The 18,333-nt window shown below is 69.7% G+C and carries 22 protein-coding genes; 12 read left to right on the top strand and 10 right to left on the bottom strand.

The genetic code is table 11. The features are described 5' to 3' along the window. Together VHK87_RS17130 and purL are read left to right on the top strand one after the other, a co-directional pair. Positions 1 to 899: glutamate ligase domain-containing protein (locus VHK87_RS17130; protein ID WP_329636102.1), on the top strand; the 899-nt coding region annotated here is incomplete at its 5' end. 53 nt (positions 900 to 952) lie between these two features. Further along, positions 953 to 3,163 carry a phosphoribosylformylglycinamidine synthase subunit PurL gene (purL, locus tag VHK87_RS17125; RefSeq protein ID WP_329636101.1) on the top strand — a complete coding sequence of 737 codons (2,211 nt, stop codon included), beginning with the start codon at positions 953 to 955 and terminating at the stop codon, positions 3,161 to 3,163. A gap of 40 nt (positions 3,164 to 3,203) precedes the next feature. On the opposite strand, the gene VHK87_RS17120 is transcribed toward purL, so the two are convergent. After that, positions 3,204 to 4,520: a sensor histidine kinase gene (locus VHK87_RS17120; protein WP_329636100.1), complete on the bottom strand. Its 1,317-nt coding sequence runs from the start codon at positions 4,518 to 4,520 to the stop codon at positions 3,204 to 3,206. Positions 4,521 to 4,528: 8 nt separating this feature from the next. Between VHK87_RS17120 and VHK87_RS17115 the strand changes: the two genes are divergently transcribed. Beyond that, a complete protein-coding gene (locus tag VHK87_RS17115) occupies positions 4,529 to 4,918 on the top strand; it encodes a response regulator (RefSeq protein WP_329636099.1) in 390 nt (129 codons plus the stop codon). Here the strand turns inward: VHK87_RS17115 and VHK87_RS17110 are convergent. After that, positions 4,915 to 5,400 (bottom strand): CinA family protein, encoded by a 486-nt coding sequence (locus tag VHK87_RS17110; RefSeq protein WP_329636098.1) that lies wholly within the window; start codon positions 5,398 to 5,400, stop codon positions 4,915 to 4,917. The genes VHK87_RS17115 and VHK87_RS17110 overlap by 4 nt on opposite strands. 85 nt (positions 5,401 to 5,485) lie before the next feature. On the opposite strand from VHK87_RS17110, the gene VHK87_RS17105 reads away from it, so the two are divergent. The 5 genes from VHK87_RS17105 to VHK87_RS17085 all read left to right on the top strand — a co-directional run bounded on the left by VHK87_RS17105 (position 5,486) and on the right by VHK87_RS17085 (position 8,868). Then, entirely contained in the window at positions 5,486 to 6,724 is a 1,239-nt protein-coding gene (locus VHK87_RS17105; RefSeq protein WP_329636097.1) for a serine hydrolase domain-containing protein, read from the top strand. Positions 6,725 to 6,907: 183 nt separating this feature from the next. After that, positions 6,908 to 7,141, top strand: a complete 234-nt coding sequence (locus tag VHK87_RS17100; RefSeq protein WP_329636096.1) for a BolA family transcriptional regulator — start codon at positions 6,908 to 6,910, stop codon at positions 7,139 to 7,141. Position 7,142: 1 nt separating this feature from the next. After that, a complete protein-coding gene (locus tag VHK87_RS17095) occupies positions 7,143 to 8,027 on the top strand; it encodes an aldo/keto reductase (protein ID WP_329636095.1) in 885 nt (294 codons plus the stop codon). 83 nt (positions 8,028 to 8,110) lie between these two features. Then, positions 8,111 to 8,452 carry a Grx4 family monothiol glutaredoxin gene (grxD, locus tag VHK87_RS17090; protein WP_329636094.1) on the top strand — a complete coding sequence of 114 codons (342 nt, stop codon included), beginning with the start codon at positions 8,111 to 8,113 and terminating at the stop codon, positions 8,450 to 8,452. Continuing rightward, on the top strand, positions 8,449 to 8,868 hold the full coding sequence (locus tag VHK87_RS17085; RefSeq protein WP_329636093.1) for an acyl-CoA thioesterase: 420 nt from the start codon (positions 8,449 to 8,451) through the stop codon (positions 8,866 to 8,868). Before grxD ends, VHK87_RS17085 begins: the two co-directional genes overlap by 4 nt. On the opposite strand, the gene VHK87_RS17080 is transcribed toward VHK87_RS17085, so the two are convergent. The 5 genes from VHK87_RS17080 to VHK87_RS17060 are packed head-to-tail and all read right to left on the bottom strand — an operon-like array spanning position 8,861 to position 11,930. Beyond that, positions 8,861 to 9,946, bottom strand: coding sequence for a phosphatidylinositol-specific phospholipase C1-like protein (locus tag VHK87_RS17080; protein ID WP_329636092.1), 1,086 nt, complete (start codon positions 9,944 to 9,946; stop codon positions 8,861 to 8,863). The genes VHK87_RS17085 and VHK87_RS17080 overlap by 8 nt on opposite strands. Before the next feature lie 2 nt (positions 9,947 to 9,948). Beyond that, positions 9,949 to 10,323 (bottom strand): hypothetical protein, encoded by a 375-nt coding sequence (locus tag VHK87_RS17075; protein ID WP_329636091.1) that lies wholly within the window; start codon positions 10,321 to 10,323, stop codon positions 9,949 to 9,951. A 39-nt stretch (positions 10,324 to 10,362) separates the two neighbouring features. Beyond that, positions 10,363 to 10,881 carry a GNAT family N-acetyltransferase gene (locus VHK87_RS17070; protein ID WP_329636090.1) on the bottom strand — a complete coding sequence of 173 codons (519 nt, stop codon included), beginning with the start codon at positions 10,879 to 10,881 and terminating at the stop codon, positions 10,363 to 10,365. 17 nt (positions 10,882 to 10,898) lie between these two features. Then, complete coding sequence (locus VHK87_RS17065) at positions 10,899 to 11,459, bottom strand: helix-turn-helix domain-containing protein (RefSeq protein WP_329636089.1); 561 nt, start codon at positions 11,457 to 11,459, stop codon at positions 10,899 to 10,901. Between the two features lie 15 nt (positions 11,460 to 11,474). Continuing rightward, a complete protein-coding gene (locus VHK87_RS17060) occupies positions 11,475 to 11,930 on the bottom strand; it encodes a nuclear transport factor 2 family protein (RefSeq protein WP_329636088.1) in 456 nt (151 codons plus the stop codon). A 70-nt stretch (positions 11,931 to 12,000) separates the two neighbouring features. Here VHK87_RS17060 and VHK87_RS17055 point away from each other — a divergent pair, with 70 nt between their 5' ends. Beyond that, positions 12,001 to 12,861, top strand: coding sequence for a LysR family transcriptional regulator (locus tag VHK87_RS17055; protein WP_329636087.1), 861 nt, complete (start codon positions 12,001 to 12,003; stop codon positions 12,859 to 12,861). Positions 12,862 to 12,928: 67 nt separating this feature from the next. On the opposite strand, the gene rpsD is transcribed toward VHK87_RS17055, so the two are convergent. From rpsD to VHK87_RS17040, 3 genes are all read right to left on the bottom strand, one after another. Next, complete coding sequence (gene rpsD / locus VHK87_RS17050; protein WP_329636086.1) at positions 12,929 to 13,546, bottom strand: 30S ribosomal protein S4; 618 nt, start codon at positions 13,544 to 13,546, stop codon at positions 12,929 to 12,931. Positions 13,547 to 13,697: 151 nt separating this feature from the next. Then, on the bottom strand, positions 13,698 to 14,819 hold the full coding sequence (locus VHK87_RS17045) for an NAD(P)H-dependent flavin oxidoreductase (RefSeq protein WP_329636085.1): 1,122 nt from the start codon (positions 14,817 to 14,819) through the stop codon (positions 13,698 to 13,700). Further along, positions 14,816 to 15,586 carry an RNA methyltransferase gene (locus VHK87_RS17040; RefSeq protein ID WP_329636084.1) on the bottom strand — a complete coding sequence of 257 codons (771 nt, stop codon included), beginning with the start codon at positions 15,584 to 15,586 and terminating at the stop codon, positions 14,816 to 14,818. Before VHK87_RS17040 ends, VHK87_RS17045 begins: the two co-directional genes overlap by 4 nt. A gap of 52 nt (positions 15,587 to 15,638) precedes the next feature. Between VHK87_RS17040 and bla the strand changes: the two genes are divergently transcribed. The 3 genes from bla to VHK87_RS17025 all read left to right on the top strand — a co-directional run bounded on the left by bla (position 15,639) and on the right by VHK87_RS17025 (position 18,312). Then, complete coding sequence (bla, locus tag VHK87_RS17035) at positions 15,639 to 16,643, top strand: class A beta-lactamase (RefSeq protein ID WP_329636083.1); 1,005 nt, start codon at positions 15,639 to 15,641, stop codon at positions 16,641 to 16,643. A 94-nt stretch (positions 16,644 to 16,737) separates the two neighbouring features. Next, complete coding sequence (locus VHK87_RS17030) at positions 16,738 to 17,964, top strand: NADP-dependent isocitrate dehydrogenase (RefSeq protein ID WP_329636082.1); 1,227 nt, start codon at positions 16,738 to 16,740, stop codon at positions 17,962 to 17,964. Positions 17,965 to 18,030: 66 nt separating this feature from the next. Then, a complete protein-coding gene (locus VHK87_RS17025) occupies positions 18,031 to 18,312 on the top strand; it encodes a DUF2188 domain-containing protein (protein ID WP_329636081.1) in 282 nt (93 codons plus the stop codon). Positions 18,313 to 18,333: the final 21 nt, after the last annotated feature.

The following is an 18,333-nucleotide window of genomic DNA, read 5'->3' as shown; positions in this document are numbered from 1 at the left end:
TGGACGAGAGCGACGGCTCCATCGCCCGCTACCAGCCCTCGATCGCGGTCGTGAACAACGTCTCGCTGGACCACAAGTCGATGGACGAGCTGCGCGAGCTGTTCGGCGACTTCGTGGCCAAGTCGCAGGTGGCGGTTCTGAACCTCGACAACGACGAGACCGCCGCCCTGGCCGCCAGCCCCGGCGAAGGCAAGTCGATCACCTACAGCCTGACGAACCCGGCCGCCCGGCTGATCGGCGGCACGCCCGTGCCCGCCCCTGACGGCATCGAGATCTCGCTGGCGGACCAGCACACCGGCGACATGGCGCGCCTCACCCTGCAGGTGCCCGGCCTGCACAACGTTTCCAACGCCATGGCCGCGGTCGGCGTAGGCCTGGCGCTCGGCCTGACGCTTGAGAAGGCCGCCGAGGCGGTCTCCGAGTTTACCGGCATCCGGCGGCGGATGGACGTGGTCGGGACCCGCGGCGGCGTCACCGTGATCGACGACTTCGCCCACAACCCGGACAAGCTTTCAGCCACGCTCGACACCCTGCACGCCTTCGACGGCCGGCTGCTCTTGATGTTCCAACCGCACGGCTTTGGCCCGCTGCGGCTGATGAAGCAGGAGTTCATCGATGTCTTCGCCGGCCGGATGACCGGAGAGGACGTGCTGGTGATGCCCGAGCCCGTCTACTACGGCGGCACCGTAGACCGCTCGGTCTCGACGGCCGACGTGATCGCTGGGATCGCGGAGCGCGGCAAGCGTGCCGAGGCCTTCCCCGACCGCGCCGCCTGCGGCGAGCGCCTGCTGGAGCTCGCCCGCCCCGGCGACCGCATCGTGGTCATGGGCGCCCGAGACGACACGCTGTCGGTGTTCGCGGCCGAGCTGCTCGAGCGGCTGGCGAAGAAGGCGGCGTAAGAGGCGCTTTCGCCCCCTCCCCGCGCGCGGCGGAACCCGCTAGAAGCCCGCCCATGAACGCGCCCACCAAGCCCATGGCCGAAACGGCCGTCGAGTTCGGCCTGAAGCCCGAGGAATACGACCTGATCGTCAAGCGGTTGAACCGCGAGCCGAACCTGGTCGAGCTCGGGGTCTTCTCGGTGATGTGGTCCGAGCACTGCTCCTACAAGTCCTCCCGCAAGCACCTCGGCAAGTTCCCGACCAAGGGCCCGCGGGTGATCCAGGGGCCGGGCGAGAACGCCGGCGTCGTGGACATCGGCGACGGCCAGGCCTGCGTGTTCAAGATGGAGAGCCACAACCACCCGAGCTTCATCGAACCCTACCAGGGCGCGGCGACCGGTGTGGGGGGCATCATGCGCGACGTCTTCACCATGGGCGCACGGCCGGTGGCGCTGCTGAACGCCCTTCGGTTCGGCGATCCCTCGCACCCGAAGACCCGGCGGCTGGTGTCCGGCGTCGTGGCCGGCATCGGCGGCTACGGCAACTGCGTGGGCGTGCCGACGGTGGCCGGCGAGACCAACTTCCACCGCGGGTACGACGGCAACATCCTGGTCAACGCCATGTGCGTGGGGCTGGCCGACGCGGACAAGATCTTCTACTCGGCGGCCCCGGCGGCGGGCCTGCCGGTGGTCTACTTCGGCTCCAAGACCGGCCGCGACGGCATCCATGGCGCGACCATGGCCAGCGCCGAGTTCGACGAGGCCTCGGAGGAGAAGCGCCCGACCGTGCAGGTGGGCGACCCGTTCGCCGAGAAGCTGCTGATCGAGGCGACCCTGGAGCTGATGGCCTCCGGCGCCGTGGCCGCCATCCAGGACATGGGGGCCGCGGGCCTCACCTCCTCCTCCGTCGAAATGGCCGGCAAGGGCAGCGTCGGCATCGAGCTCGACCTGGACGCCGTGCCCCAGCGCGAGGAGGGCATGAGCGCCTACGAGATGATGCTGTCGGAGAGCCAGGAGCGGATGCTGGCCATCCTAAAGCCCGGCCGGGAAGAGGACGGGCGGCGGATCTTCGAGAAGTGGGGCCTGGACGCGGCCACCATCGGCTGGACCACCGACACCGGCAACATCGTGCTCAAGCACAAGGGCGAGGTGGTCTGCGACGTGCCGCTGGCGCCGCTGTCGGAAGACGCCCCGCTGTACGACCGGCCCTGGACCGAGCCCAAGAAGCACCCGCGGCTCGGGCCCACCGAAGTCCCCGCCCCGGCCGATTGGCGCGAGGCGCTGCTGAAGATGATTGGCTGCCCGGACCAGGCCTCCAAGCGGTGGATCTGGGAGCAGTACGACCGCCACGTGATGGCCGACACGCTGGAGGACTCCGGCACCGCCGCCGACGCCGGGATCGTGCGCGTGCACGGGACCCGCAAGGCGCTGGCCGTCACCTCCGATGTGACCCCCCGCTACGTGCAGAACGACCCGTTCGAGGGCGGCAAGCAGGCGGTCGCCGAGGCCTGGCGTAACTTGACGGCAGTGGGGGCTGTGCCCATCGCCATCACCGACAACCTGAACTTCGGTAATCCCGAGCGGCCCGAGATCATGGGCCAGATCGTCCGCGCCACCGATGGGATGGCGGAGGCCTGCGCGGCCCTCGACTTCCCCGTCGTGAGCGGCAACGTCAGCCTCTACAACGAGACCAACGGCGTCGCCATTCCGCCGACCCCCACCGTCGGGGGCGTCGGCCTGATCGCCGACTACGCCCGCCGGGCCGATTTCGCGGGCCTGAAGCCGGGCGACTCGCTGGTGCTGATCGGCGAGACCCGCGGCGAGCTGGGCGCCAGCCTCTATCTACGCGAGGTGCACGGCCGCGAGGATGGCGCCCCGCCGCCCGTCGACCTGGCCGCCGAGCGCCGCGACGGCGACTTCGTCCGGGCTGAGATCCAGGCCCAGCGCATCGGCGTCGTCCACGACCTCTCCGACGGCGGCCTAGCCTTGGCCGCCGCCGAGCTGGCCCTGGCCGCCGGCGTCGGCGTGCGCCTGACCGCGCCCGCCGAGGCGGCCCACGGCGCCCTCTTCGGCGAGGACCAGGCCCGCTACCTCATCGCCACCGCGGACGCCGACGCCCTGATCGCCGCCGCGAGCGCCGCCGGCGTCCCCGCGGCGATCGTCGGCCGCGCCGAAGGCGACGCCCTCGCCGCCGAAGGCCTGTTCGAGGTTGCGCTTGATGACCTGCGCACCGCGCACGAAGGCTGGATGCCCGCCTACATGGACGCGCCGGTCACAGCGGTCTGAGGCATGAGACTTCGCTAAAGAAAGGCCGCGGCGGCCGCCGCTACTGGACGGCCGCCTCAAGGCGCGCCTGAGTACCGCCCTCTGGCCGCAGTTCGATGACCAGCTCGCCGTCCAACTGCTTGGCGAGGGCCATGGCGATCCCGAGGCCGGAACCCCGTTTGGCCGCCGCCGGGGCCCAGCCGACGCCGTCATCGGCGACGGTGAGCGAGAACCGCCCTGCCGCCAGCGCCGTGACCACGATCTCGACCTGCCCGGCGCGTCCCTCGGGGAAGGCGTGCTTCAGGGCGTTAGACGTCAGCTCAGTCGCCAGCAGCGCCAGCGGAACGCCCGCGTTCAGCGAGACGCGAACGTCGTCGCCGCGCACGATGACCGAGACCCGATCCTCCAGGCCGTAGGAAGTGGCCAGCGCCTCGGCGATCACGCCCAGGCGGTCGGTCACCAGGAGGCCGCGGCCGTCCACCTGCTCGTAGAGGGCCTCGTGGACCGAGCTGATCGCAAACACCCGGTCGGCGGTTTCGGTCAGCACACGGCGCGCCCCGTCGTCGGCGCGTCGGCCCTTCATGGCCAGCAGGTTGGACACAATCTGAAGGTTGTTCTTGACCCTGTGATGCACCTCCCGGAGCAGATCGTCCTTCTGCCGGACAAGTGTGCGCAACTCTGAAGTGGCGGCTTCGATCTTGCTGGCAAGCGTCGCGTTCAATAGGGCGAGTTCGGATTTGGCCTGCTTGGTGGAGGCGCTCTCCACCACTTCCCAAACCCCCCGCCGCCGCGCCACCGCAAAGGCGTGGTTCTTGACGACATCCAGGACTTCCGCCGCCCCGCATCGGCCCATGCAGTAGGTGCACAGCGCGACCATTCGGCGAGGCCGGAACGCCTCGGTGACCATGGTTTCGTATTCTGTGAAAGCGTCCCAGTCGTGCGCCTCGAGCCACAGCGTGTCGCCGGTGAGGCGATAGCCCGAGTAACCGTCCGATCGGGCGCGTTCTTCATGCCCGAGCCAGCCGGCGATCACCTCCTCCGGACGGAAACTGCCGCCGCGGGAATACCAGTCGCGCCGGTCCATGATAGTGATCTGGCCCTTCGACAGGGCTGCATCGAGGTTCGGGTAGATGGCGCGCAGGGCCGACTTGGCGTCTTCCGGACCGAACTGCTCCGATGTCACCCAGTGGCAGAGCTCGTTGCGCTCGAGGCCCGCCCGGAAATAGGGCGCGAGGATATCGGCCATGTCTTGCGCATTGTCATAGAGTTGGCAGAAGTGCGAACCCCAGGGAACGGACCCGACGGCCTCGATGCCGCTCGGAGTATGATGCGGGTTCACTGGGGACGCTCCTGCGGGCCGACGTAGTGAAGGCAGCATACATCAGGATGCAACCGACGGATGGGAAAGATGTGCGGCTGAGCGTCCTTATCGTCGAGGACGAGGCGCTGGTCGCCACCGGAATCGAGATGGACTTGGAGGATGCCGGCGTCGAAGTCGTCGGGTGGGCCACACACCGGGCCGAAGCTCTCAGTCTAGCGGCCGAGCGCCGCCCCACCTTGGCCCTCGTTGATATCCAACTGCGGGCGGGCGAGGACGGCGTCGCCCTGGCGGCCGAGCTTCATGCCGAACACGGGGTCGAGATCGTTTTTCTGACCGCTCAGACCGATCCGGCCACGCGCGACCGCGCGCAAGCCGTCCCGCACCGCGCCTACCTGCGAAAGCCGTACAATGCCGAGCACCTCGTCGCCACGGTTCGCGGCGAGCTGGCTAGCTAGTCCTGCTCGAGCCCGCGCTTCAGCAGCTCCAGCGCCGCCGCGGCGAAGGCCTGCATGTTGGCCCAGCGGTCGTCTTCGCCGGTCTCGATGGTGAGGGCCATCTCCACCGGGCCGGAGATGGCGATGCAGGTGTGGCCCGCGGCGTCGCCATAGCCGTTGCCGGTGGGGCCGGCGGCGCCCGTTTCGGAGATTCCCCAGGTGGTGTTGTGGCGCTCGCGGGCGGTCCTCGCCAGCAGCAGGGCGTAGGGCTCGGAGGCCGAGCGCATCCCCGCCACCGCCTCACGCGGCAGGTCGAGCAGCTGCATCCGCGCCTTGCCGGTGTAGACCACCGCCCCCGCCACGTAATAGGCCGACGCCCCGGGCACGGCGAGCAGGGCCGCCGAGATCAGCCCACCGGACGAGCTCTCGGCCACGGCCACCGTCTGCTTCGCCGCCTTCAGCCGCGCGCCGACCTCTTCGGCCAGCCCCTTCAGCTCGTCCATCGTCTCTCCTCGCTTGGCTTTGCGCCCTGTCCCGGCCCATGATGCCGGCCAATAACAACCAAGCCTATTCTTCCGGAGGATTTTGATGGACGCCCAGTCGCAGTGGACCGGCCTGGACTCGTCCCGCCTGACGCGGATCGACGAGCACATCGAGCGCAACTACATCGCGCCGGGCAAGATCGCCGGCTGCCAGATCGCCATCAACCGGCGCGGCCACCAGGCCTACTTCAAGTCCTTCGGAAACATGGACCGGGAGCGGTCCCGACCGATGGCGGACGACACCATCTTCCGCATCTACTCGATGTCGAAGCCGATCACCTCGGTCGCGCTGATGCAGCTCTACGAGAAGGGCTACTTCCAGCTGAACGACCCGGTGAGCCGCTTCATCCCGGAGTGGAAGAACCACCAGGTGTGGGTCAGCGGCGACGGCGCCGACATGAAGACCGAGGCGCCGAAGCGGCCCGTCTCCATGCGCGACATGCTCTGCCACACCGGCGGCATCACCTACGGCTCGGCGCTGGTGGCGCTGGGTGCGGCCGACTCCGGCCATCCCGTCGACAAGACCTACGCGGAGAAGGGCGTGCGCCGCGGACGTGACGAGACGCTGCGGGATTTTGTCAGGAAGCTGGGCGAGGTGCCGCTGCGCTACCAGCCGGGCGAGCGGTGGATGTATTCGCTCTCCACCGACGTCTGCGGGGCCCTGGTGGAGATCATCTCCGGCCAGCGGTTCGACAAATACCTGCAGGAGAACATTTTCGGCCCGCTGGGCATGGTCGACACGGCCTTCCACGTGACGCCGGACAAGGCCGACCGCTTCGCCGCCTGCTACCGGCGCGCGGCGGACAAGAGCCTGAAGCTGATCGATGACCCAACCGCTTCAGACTACCTGAAGGAGCCGGTGTTCTTCTCCGGCGGCGGCGGCCTGACTGGCACCAGCGCGGACTACATGCGGTTCTGCGAGATGCTGCGGCGGGGCGGCGAGCTGGACGGGGCGCGGATCCTCGGGCCCCGCACCGTCGAGCTGATGCACCGCAACCACCTGAAGGACGGCAAGGACCTGACGGAAATGGCCATCGGCTCCTTCTCCGAGACGGCCAACGAGGGCGTCGGCTTCGGCCTGGGCTTCGCCTCCACCCTCGATCCGGTGCAGGCCGGCTCGATCGCGGCCGGCGATTACTATTGGGGCGGCGCGGCCTCGACCATTTTCTGGGTCGACCCGAAGGAGGAGCTCTCCGTGGTGTTCATGACCCAGCTGATGCCCTCCGGCGCCTTCAACTTCCGCGGCCAGCTGAAGAGCATCATCTACGCCTCGATCGTGGATTGATCCTAGACCTCTCCCTCCGCCCGCGGAGGGAGCAACCGTGTTCAGTCGGCTGCACTGCGCTCCGCCCCCCCACCCTATCCTCTCCCCGCTAGGCGGGGAGAGGTCTCTGCCTCCTGGCCACATGGTGAGGCGATTGTTAACTCTCCGGCCGCAACACTGGCCTTCGTATGGAGCGCGTCGCCGATGCCGATGCCCATGAGTGAACTTCAGAGCTGCCTCCGCGAGGCCTTCCCCGACGCCGACATCCAGGTCACCGACCTGGCCGGCGACGGCGACCACTATCGCGCACGCATCGTCTCGCCGGCTTTCGCGGGGCTGCCCAAGGTGAAGCAGCACCAGATGGTCTACGCGGCGCTGAAGGGCCGGATGGGCGGAGAATTGCACGCGCTCGCCCTCGAGACGGCGGCCCCGACCTGACATGCGCTACCGCCCCTTCGGCGCCACCGGAAAGGCGGTCTCGGCCGTCAGCCTGGTCCTCACCGAGACCAGGGCCGCGCCGACGCCGCAGGCCTGGCGCAGCGTGCTGTTCGGGGCGATGGAGTGCGGGATCAACACCTTCGAGCTGATCGCCGGCTCCGAGACGCTGGCCCGGGGCGTCAACGAGGCCCTGCAGGCGGTCGACCGCGGCCTTCTGTTCCTGACTTGGCGCATCTGCGGCGATCCGGCCCGCCCGATGGACGCCGCCGCCCTTGGCCGGGCGATCCGCGACGGCCTCTCGCTGACCTCCGCGGCCTATTTTGATCTCGTCATGCTCGATGAGCCGGCCGTCCAGACGCTGACGGCGGACGCCGAGGCGCTGCTGGGCGACCTGAAAAGCGCCGGGCTGGTGCGCCAGGCCGGCGTTCGCGGCGAGGGCGCGGCGGTGGACGAGGCGATCCGCAAGGGCGGCTTCGAGGCCTTCAGCTCGCCGTTCAGCCTGGTCTCGGACGGGCGCACCCGCCGCCGGGTGAAGGACGCGGCCGAGGCCGACATGGCGGTGATCGCCTATGACGCGATTCCCGCCGAGCTGTGCCGCCCGGTGCAGGAACAGCAGAAGACGGCCGGACTGCTGCGCCGCCGAAGCGACCCGCTCTCCGGCGTCGGCACGTACAACTTCCTGCACGAGACCCGCGGCTGGATCGCCGAGGAGCTCTGCCTCGGCTACGCCCTCACCGAGCCCGCCTTCGCCACGGTGCAGATCGACACGCTCTCGGCGGCTGCGATCGAACGGCTGGCCGGCGTCCCCGAGCGGGACCTGCCCACCGGCGTGGTCGCCCAGATCGAGATGGCCCGTTTCGGCGTGCGCGAGGCCCAGCGGGCGTGAGGCGCGACGCCGCCTGCGCTTGACCCCGGCCTTGCGGCTCCCTAGCTCAAGGCGAACTCACCGCCGAAAGGGCGCGCATCGCCATGACCGACACCGTCGCCACCAGCGCGAAGGACTTCATCGCCAAGACCGTTCAGGACAACCAGGTCGTCCTGTTCATGAAGGGCGTCCCCGAACAGCCCCGCTGCGGCTTCTCGGCCGTGGTCGTGCAGATCCTCGACCACCTGGGCGTCGACTTCGTCGGCGTCGACGTGCTGCAGGACGAGGAGCTGCGCCAGGGTATCAAGGAATACACCGACTGGCCGACCATCCCGCAGCTCTATGTGAAGGGCGAGTTCCTTGGCGGCGCCGACATCGTCCGCGAGATGTTCCAGTCGGGCGAGCTGAAGACCACGCTCAAGGACCAGGGCCTCATCACCGCGTGAGCCGGGCGCTGGACCCGCCCCACGGCCGGCAGGTCTTCACCCGCACCTACACGCCCACGCCGGCCGACATCGACGAGACCGGCCACGTGAACAACGTCGTCTACCTGCGCTGGGCGCAGGAGATGGCGATCGCCCATTGGGACAGCCGCGCGACCGATGAGGCCCGCGGCGCCTGGGCCTGGGTTGTGCTGCGCCACGAGGTCGACTACCGCCGCCAGCTGCTGCTGGGCGAGACCGCCACCGCCCGCACCTGGGTCGCGGAGGTCGCGGATGGCCCCCGGTTCGACCGCTTCGTCCGCATCGACGGCCCCGACGGCGCCATGTGCGCCCAGGCCCGCACCGTCTGGTGCCTGGTGGACGTCGAGCGCCGCCGCCCCCGCCGCGTGCCGGAGTGGATGGTGGAGTTGTTTACCTGAGCGCCGGCGTCGGCCGGGCCACGCCGCCGCCGGGAAGCTCCGTGCGGTAGGGGCCGAGCCGCGGATCCGGGCTCATGTAGTCCGTGGAGATGTACTGCGCCCCTGAGGCGAAGGCGGCCCTCTGGCGGCTGGCGTCGTTCCGCCGGGCCTCGGCGGTATCGGCGTCGGCGCGGGTCCGCACGATGATCCCCGCCTTGACCGCCGCTGCGATCCGCGCCGCCTGCTCGATCGGTTCGTTCAGCGTGATGTAGCCGGCCGCGGGCGAGGTCTCTTCAATGTTCACGAACAGCACGCGGCGCTCCAACACGCGCCGTTCTCCGCGGTAGCGGGCGACCTGGGCGGGCGGCGCGTCCAGCGCGAACATCACCCGCCCGCGCGCCGCCTTGAGCCTCGGCCAGGCGCCCGCCGCAACTGCCTCACGCAAGGTGCGATGCCGTCCCTGGACTTGGTCCGGCGTGATCAGCTCCGCCTCGGCGAACACCGAGCGGATCTCGCCGTCAATCTGGTCCATCGCGGCGGCGTCGAAGACCGGCGCCTGCACCGCCCCCGGCAGCTTCAGCCCGCCTTCCTTCAGGTTCAAGAGGATGAGGATCGGGAGGTGCTCGGGGTGCGCCTTCGACCAGGCGCGAACCTGCTCGAGGCACTGGACGAACACTGGACAGCTGGACCGGAAATCCACATCCGGCGCGTGCATCACCTTCAGCCCCGGCCGCCTGAGCGGCGCCAGATCGTAGGGCTCCGTCGCCCTGGCGATCTTCGGCCCCAGCGGATCGGCATAGAGCCCGCCCTGGGGATCGTAGACGAGGTCCAGCTCCAGCTGCCGCGCGCCGGCCGAGAGCTGCTCCGGCAGCGGCCGATGGAAGTAGTCCAGGGCCAGCGCCTGGCCCGGCGAGCTGGCGCTGATGATCGCCATCTCGGCTGGCGGGATCGCCAACTTGTAGCTGTTGTGGGTGCCGACCGCCTGGATCGCGTTCATCGGCAGCGCGTCCACCGCCTCGCGCGTGCAGCCGCCTTCGCCGCTCGGCCGTTCGAGGTCGCAGGTCAGCGCCAGGGCGGCGGCCAGGATCAGGTTCAGCACCGCTAGCCTCCCACTCCGATCCACGGCTCCAGCGGGTTGAGCAGGAACACCGGCGAGCGGGCGCCGACGCCAAGCTCGGCGAAGGTGAAGGTCAGGTCCACGCGGGTCGGCGCGGCCTTGCAGGCGTCGATCCGCCTGCGCCCGAAGGCGAGCCGCACGGAGCCCTCGTGGCGCTCCAGGAAGAAGGCGAAGTCCTCCTTCTTGGTGCAGCCGTTCGAGACGACGGTGATGGTCAGCGCCTCGCCCCCCGCCCGCGCGCCGAAAAGCGGCTCCAGCTCGGCGAAGGGGGCGCCGGCCGGCGCGACGATGCGCGGCCCGGGCGTCGCGCAGCCGGAGAGCAGCACGAAGCCGGCGACGAGGAGGAATCTGCGGTTCATCCGCCGACTTGGCCACAGCTGCGGCGGGCCTGGAAGCCCTCAGGCGATGTGCTTGTACATCAGGCTGCAGTCCTCCAGCACCGGGTCGATGGGATGGCGCGCGTAGGCGGGCATGACCCCGGCGAGGCTGAAGCCGACCGAGCGGTAGAGCGCCTCGGAAGGATCGCCCGTGCGGGTGTCGAGGATCAGCAGCACCCGTCCGGCCTGGCGCGCCGCGGCCTCGACCGTGACCATGAGCGCCCGGCCGGTTCCGCGCCGCCGCGCGTTCGGATGGACCAGCAGCTTTGCCACCGTCGCGCGGTGCTGCTGGTTCTGCTTCATCGCCAGCTGCAACAGCACGACGCCGACCACTTCGCCGGCCTCGCGGGCCACGAACATCCGGGTCAGGCCCCGCGCCACCTCATCGGCGACACCCTCCCAGAAGGCGCACGCCACGGGCGGCTCGAACGGCAGGATGTAGCCGATACTGGCGCCGTCGTGGACGCAGGCGTGCAGCAGTTCGGCCAGCGGCTCGACCACCGCCCTTGCCTCGGGGCCTGTGAGTTCCTCGATGCGCACACCCATCCCCTTCCCGATCAGACCAACGCCAGGACGTATCGCGCCGGGGCGGGCCCCAGGCTCAGGAACCGGCTGGCCCCGTAGAGCCGCCAGCGGAGCGCATCGCCAGCCGCCAGCCTGTGGACCTGGCCCTCCACCTCCATCTCGAGGCCGCCCGCCAGCAGGTAGAGGTGGTGTTCGAGCCCCGGCCGCGGGCTGGCCGGGTAACGGATCTCCGCCCGCGCCGGCAGTTCGCCGTCGATCATCTCGGCTGCGAGGCCCGGAGCCGGCGGCGAGACGCCCCGCCGGCGAAAGCCGGTCTCCGGGTCCGTCCAGACCGGCTGGTGGGCGGCGCGCACGAGGGCTGCGCCCTGGCCCTCCACCTCCGCCAGCAGGCGCGACATCGTGATGCCGAAGGCGGCGGCGAGCCGGACCAGCACCTGGGCCGTCGGGCTCACCTCCCCCCGCTCCAGCCGCGACAGGGTCGGCCGGCTGACGCCGCTCACCCTCGCCAGTTCGTCCAACGACCAGCCCCGCTGCTTCCGCAGCTCGGCCAGACGCTGCGCCAGCCGATTCTCGACCACACTCATATCGACCATATGGGAGAGTTCGTCTCATTCTTGAGAGGAGTCAAGTGAGAGTCTGGCCCGATAGGCGTTCAGGACCTCATCGTAGTCGCCGAGCACCCGCTCCACGAGATCGGTGTCGCAATATTCGACGGCCTCGGCGATCTTCCCATCGCGGAAGCGGAAGACGAAGCAGTAGTGATTGTCGTAGCGCTCGCCCTTCTTGGTCACCACGTCGCCCCGCACCTCGGCGACAACGAAATCACCCTCCCCGATCAGGTTTACGGCGCGAGCGGTGTATTGGGTCGCGAATAGTGAGAACAGCGGCCCCAATAGATCGCGATGGATCGCCACCTGCCCTTCGAACGTGCGCGACCAACTGCAGTGGCCAGGGAAGCGCCAGACGTAGTTGGGGTGGACGCTGGCTCCGAAGACGCTGCGGTCGCCTCGCTCGAGCGCGGCGTAGATTGCTTCGATGGTTTGCTTGTTTGTTTCAGCGCTCATGGGTTTCTCCTTCGCGCCCGGTGTGACATGCAGCAGAACATAACTCCAATGCATGCGGTGGAACGCTCACATGCACGACTTGGATAGACTGCGCGGCCGGCTGGAGCTGCTGGCGCCGCTGAACGCATTGCTGCAGACCGCCAGCGTCGGCGCGGCGGCGGAGCGGCTCAGCCTGTCGCAGCCGGCGATGAGCCGCATCCTCGGCCGGCTGCGCGAGACCTTCAGCGATCCCCTGCTGGTCCGCGTCGGCCTGCGAATGGAGCTCACGCCGCGGGCCGAGGCCCTCAAAGCGCCGCTGGCCGAGCTCCTGGCTTCGGCGGCCGAGCTGCTTGCTCCCCAGGCCTTCGACCCGGCGACCGCGCAGCGCACGTTCCGGGGCATCATCCCCGACGTTGTGGCCACCTACCTACTGCCACAGCTGTTGGATCTGTTCGGGCGGGAAGCGCCGGGATGCCGGCTGCACCTTCGCCCCTGGCTCTCCAGCATGCCGGCCGACGCCGATGTGGACTTCGTGATCACCACCGCGGCGGGCTTCTATCCGCGGATGCGGATGGAGCCGCTCTACGACGACGTGGACGTTCTGGCTTTTGCTGGTCCGCAGCCCAAGGGTCCGGTGCTGGAGCTGGAGCACATCGCCGTCGCGCCTGCCGGCCATCCGCGGGACATGGTGGACCTCTGGCTCGCCGAGCGCGACCTGACGCGCAACATCGCCGTGACGGTGCCCCACTACCTCATGGCCGCCCAGCTGCTGGCCCGCCCGGGCCTGGTGGCGATCCTGCCCAGCCGCATGGTCAGAGCGATGAAGCTGAACTCCGTCCCGCTCGACATCCCGCAGGATCCCGACCGGCAGTGGCTGCTCTATCCCGCCGCCCAGGTCGCCGATCCCGCCTCGCTCTGGCTGCGGCGGACCATCGCCCGCGCCGCCGCCTGAACGCCGGCAAAGCAAAAGGCCCGGGATCGCTCCCGGGCCTTCGCGATATCGGATCGGGTCCGCCGCCTTAGGAGGCGTAGAACTCGACGACCAGGTTCGGCTCCATCTTTACCGGATAGGGCACTTCGGCCAGCTCCGGGGCGCGGACGAACCGGGCGCTCATGCCCTTGTCGGCGGCTTCGATGTAGTCCGGGAGCTCACGCTCGGAGGACTGCAGGGCCTCGAGCACCAGGGCCATGTTGCGCGAGCGCTCGCGCACGGTGACCACGTCGCCCGGCTTGCAGCGGTAGGAGGGGATGTTCACGCGCTTGCCGTTCACCAGCACGTGGCCGTGGTTGACGAACTGGCGGGCGGCGAAGGGGGTCGGCACGAACTTGGCGCGGTAGACGATGGCGTCCAGCCGGCTTTCCAGCAGCGCAATGAGGTTCTCGGAGGTGTTGCCCTTGCGGCGGGCGGCTTCCTCATAGATGCGGCTGAACTGCTTCTCGGTCAGGTTGCCGTAGTAGCCCTTAAGCTTCTGCTTGGCGCGAAGCTGCAGGCCGAAGTCCGACACCTTGGACTTCCGGCGCTGGCCGTGCTGGCCGGGACCGTAGGAGCGCTTGTTGATCGGGGACTTGGGGCGACCCCAGATGTTTTCGCCCATCCGGCGGTCGAGCTTGTACTTGGCGCTATGGCGCTTGGTCATGGTCTTCTCTTCTACTCGACGCGGTCCGGCCTCCCCTTTAGCGGGAAGGCGATTTCAACGGCGGGCGCGCGTCACCCGTATGCGTTTCAGCGCCGCTCGGGAGGTCCCGGCGACGTGAAGGGGCGGGTTATGGGCGCCGGAGCCCTCTAAGTCAACAGCCGGCCTCGGGGTCGGTCTCGATGGACGCAGCCCCGCCCGGCCCGCCGCGGGTGCGGGCCGAAAGCTCGGCGGCGGCCTGGCGGGCCTCGTTCCACCACTGCCTGACTAGGTCGCCGGCGGCCCCGGTGCGGGCCAGGCCGATCCCCTGCCCGGCCCACAGCGGCATGGCGCCGGCGTCGCCGGCCTTTTCGGCTGCGGCGCGCAGCGGTTGGCTGAGGCGGTACTGCACCGGATAGGCGGGGACCTCGTCCTCCACCGCCTTCATCTCGCGCATGAAGCGGTTCTCGACGCCGCGGGCGTGGCGGCCGGTGAAGGCGCGGGTCAGGGCGGTGGGATCGTCGCCCGCCTCGCTGACCGCCTTGCGCCAGACCGGGCCTGTCAGAGACTCCTGCGCCATCAGGAAGGCCGAGCCCATGCCGGCGGCCGAGGCGCCCAGCGCCAGCACGGCGGCGACGCCGCGCCCGTCCATGATCCCGCCGGCGGCGATCACCGGCAGGTCGACGGCGGCGCGGATGGTGGCGGTGAGGGCCAGCGTGCCGACCAGGCTCTCCTCGACCGGCTTCAGGAAGGTGCCGCGGTGGCCGCCCGCCTCCAGACCCTGCGCCCAGATCCCGTCTGCCCCCGCCTCGGCCCAGGCGCGGGCCTCGGCGACGGTGGTGGCGGTGCCGACCACGTAGGTTCCGGCGTCCTTCAGCGCCGCGACTTCGGCTTTCGAGAAGACACCGAAGGTGAAGGAGGCCACCGGCGGGGCGGCGCGAGTCAGGGCCGCCAGCTGGGCCTTGAAGTCCAGAGAATAGCGGTTCGGCGGGGACGGCGGCTCAACACCCACCGCCTCGTACCAGGGCTTCAGCCGCGCGATCGCCGTCTCGACCTCGGCGGGATCGGGGCTGACCTCCGGGGCCATCTGCAGGTTGACCCCGAACGGGGCGGCCGAGCGGCCGCGGAAGGCCTCGATCGCCCCTTCGATCTCGTCTGGCGGGACCATCGCCAGCGCCAGGAAGCCGAGGCCGCCGGCCTCGCGCACCGCCTGCGCCATCTCCGGCGGCGACGAGCCGGCCATCGGGGCCTGCACGATGGGGACCGGCAGGCTGTCCAGCATGTCCTTCAGGCTCATGCCTCGTTTCCTTTCCCGCGCCGGGCGAGCTTCTCCAGAACCTTGCCGCGGCCGCGCGCCAGGGCGGTCACGACGCCGCGCAGGGTGCGGACCTCCTGGTCGGTGAAGCCGGCGCGGCCGAGCGCCGCCCGCAAGTTCTGGACCATGGAGGCGGTCTTTTCGGGGGGATGGAAGAAGCCGCCCGCCTCCAGCTCCCGCTCCAGGTGCTCGTAGAAGCCCATCAGCGCCTCGTGGCTGGCGGGCGGCGCGCCCGGGCGGAAGGCGGGCGGCGCCTCGGCGTCCTGGGTCAGCCGCCATTCGTAGCAGTTGATCGCCACCGCTTGGGCCAGGTTCAGCGAGCGGAACTTCGGATCGATGGGGATGGTCACCACCGCCTGGCAGAGCGCGATGTCCGCCGTCTCGAGCCCCGCCCGCTCGCCGCCGAACAGCATCCCGGTGGAGATGCCCGAGGCCGCGGCCTTGGCGAGCTCGGCCGCCGCCTGGCGGGGCGTCAGCACCGGCAGGGAGAGCTCCCGCGGCCGCGCCGTGGCGGCGAACACCAGCTGCAGGTCGCCGATCGCCTCGGCCACCGAGCCGTGCACCCGCGCCGCGTTCAGCGGCCAGTGGGCGCCCGAGGCGGCGGCCCAGGCCCGCTCCTGGGGCCATCCGTCCCGCGGGTTGACCAGCCGCAGGTCCTCCAGGCCGAAGTTGCCCATCACCCGCGCGGCTGCGCCGATGTTCTCCCCCATCTGCGGGGCGTCTAGGATCACGGCGGGCGCGCGGGACATGGCGCGCCTTTTCCTCTGCGGTCCCAGGCCGCGCAAGAGAGTGTGAGCCGAAGTGACCCGACGCCAGCTGTTGACCTGTCTCGTTTCGGCCCTGTGGCTGACCGCCTGCGGCCCCCAACGCTCCACCGAGCTCGATCCCCGGTTCGACATGCTGGCGATGAACCGGGAGATCACCGCCATCGCGGCGCGGGCGGCGCCCGCGCGCCTGACGGTTGCCTTCATGGACCTGGAGAACGCCGAGGTCTGGAGCCACTACGGCGACACGCCCATGCCGATGCAGAGCGTCTTCAAGGCGCCGCTGGGGGCCGCGGTGCTGTCGGAGGTGGACGCCGGGCGGCTGTCGCTGGACGAGACCCTGGTCATCGGCGAAGGGGACCTCTCCCCCCAGCTCAGCGCCATCTCCAGCGCCTGGCCGGCCGCCTACAGCTACACGGTGCGCGAGCTGCTGGTGCGGGCGGTGCGCGATTCCGACAACACCGCCGCCGACGTGCTGATGAAGCGGATCGGCGGCCCCGGCGCGGTCACCGCCTGGCTGAGCGGCAAGCGGATTCGCGGCATCCGCGTCGACCGCTACGAACGGGAGATCCAGATGGAGATCGCGGGGCTGGCTTCCTTCCGCCCCGCCTGGAAGGACGCGGCCCCTATCGCCGCCGTTCCCGAGCCGCAGCGCCGGGCGGCGCTGGAAGCGTTCCTGGCCGACCCGCGGGACACGACGACCACTCACGGCATGATCGACTTCCTCAGCCGTCTGGCGGCCGGCGACCTGCTCTCCAAGCCCTCGAGCCAGCTGCTGCTGCAGATCATGGGCGAGAGCCGCACCGGCCCCGGCCGCATCGCGGCGGGCCTGCCGGAAGGCTCCAGGCTGGCCCACAAGACCGGCACCGCGCGGCCTGACCTGGGCCTCAGCCCCGTGGTCAACGACGTGGGAATCGCCACCCTCCCCAACGGACGGCGTTATGCGATCGCAATACTGATGAGCGGCTGCCGCGCCCAGTTGGCGGACTGCGAGCAGGTCCTGGCGCAGGTGACCCGGGTGTTGATCAACGAGGCGGGCTGACGGCTGCGCCGGCGCCCTTCCCCCCCTCGCCTTGGCCCGCTATACGCGCGGGCGACAATTCCCCTCAAACGAAAGCCAGGAGCGCCCCTCGCCTATGGCCAAGATCAAAGTCGCAGGTCCCGTCGTCGACATCGACGGGGACGAGATGACCCGCATCATCTGGAAGTGGATCAAGGACAAGCTGATCTTCCCCAATCTGGACATCCAGCTTGACTACTACGACCTGGGCATCGAGCACCGCGACGCGACCGAGGACCAGGTCACGATCGATGCGGCCGAGGCGATCAAGCGGCACGGCGTGGGCGTCAAGTGCGCCACCATCACCCCGGACGAGGCGCGGGTGGAGGAATTCGGCCTGAAGAAGATGTGGAAGTCCCCGAACGGGACGATCCGCAACATCCTGGGCGGTGTCGTGTTCCGGGAGCCGATCATCTGCCGCAACGTGCCCCGCCTGGTGCCCGGCTGGACCCAGCCGATCATCATCGGCCGCCACGCCTTCGGCGACCAGTACCGCGCCACCGACTTCCGCGTGCCGGGCCCCGGCAAGCTGAAGATCAGCTGGGAAGGCGAGAACGGCGAGAAGATCGAGCACGACGTCTATGACTACAAGGGCGGCGGCGTCGCCATGGCGATGTACAACCTGGACGACTCGATCCGCGACTTCGCCCACGCCTGCTTCCGGTATGCGCTGCAGCGGGACTATCCGCTCTACCTCTCCTCGAAGAACACCATCCTCAAGGCGTACGACGGCCGCTTCAAGGATATCTTCGCCGAGGTCTACGAGAGCGAATACGCCGCCCAGTTCAAGGAGAAGGGCCTGACCTACGAGCACCGGCTGATCGACGACATGGTCGCCGCCTCGCTGAAGTGGTCCGGCGGCTTCATCTGGGCCTGCAAGAACTACGACGGCGACGTGCAGTCGGACTCGGTGGCGCAGGGCTTCGGCTCGCTCGGCCTGATGACGTCAGTGCTGATCACGCCGGACGGCAAGACCATGGAGGCCGAGGCCGCCCACGGCACCGTCACCCGCCACTTCCGCCAGCACCAGCGCGGGGAGTCGACCTCGACCAACTCCATCGCCTCGATTTTCGCCTGGACCCAGGGGCTGGAGCACCGGGCCAAGCTCGACGGCAACGAGGAGCTGGCCAACTTCGCCAAAACCCTGGAGAAGGTCTGCGTCTCGACGGTCGAAAGCGGCTCGATGACCAAGGACCTGGCCCTGCTGGTGGGCGACACCCAAGGGTGGCTGACCACCGAGGGCTTCCTCGACAAGATCGCGGTCAACCTCGACCGGGCGTTGGCGGAAAAGCAGCCCGCCTGACGGCTGCAACCTCGGCAGGGCTTGCGGGTTGGTGAGGGCCCCCTCCCTAACCTAAGCGAGCTTGCCATGGCCGACCCGGTGCAGATCGAAATCCGCCTCCGCGAGGGCGTCTGGATGCTGACGCGCGAGGGGGACGACGTGCGCCCCTACGGTCACGCCGACGAAGCGGTGCACGAGGCTGTGCGGCTGGCGCACGACCTGATCCACACCGGACAGCCCGCGCAGGTCCGCATCGAGGCGGCCGACGGCAAGGTGATCGAGGTGGACCTCGACGAGCCCGAGCGGGTCGCCGCGCCCGGCGACGACGAGCGCGCCGCCATCGTTCCTGACCGGGGCCCGAGCGCCTGACGCGCATCGCGAAGCTGGGGC

Origin of the sequence: Phenylobacterium sp. (genome assembly GCF_036263695.1) — a bacterium.
Taxonomy (GTDB): Bacteria; Pseudomonadota; Alphaproteobacteria; order Caulobacterales; family Caulobacteraceae; genus Phenylobacterium.
This window is presented reverse-complemented; position numbering and strand designations above follow the sequence as displayed.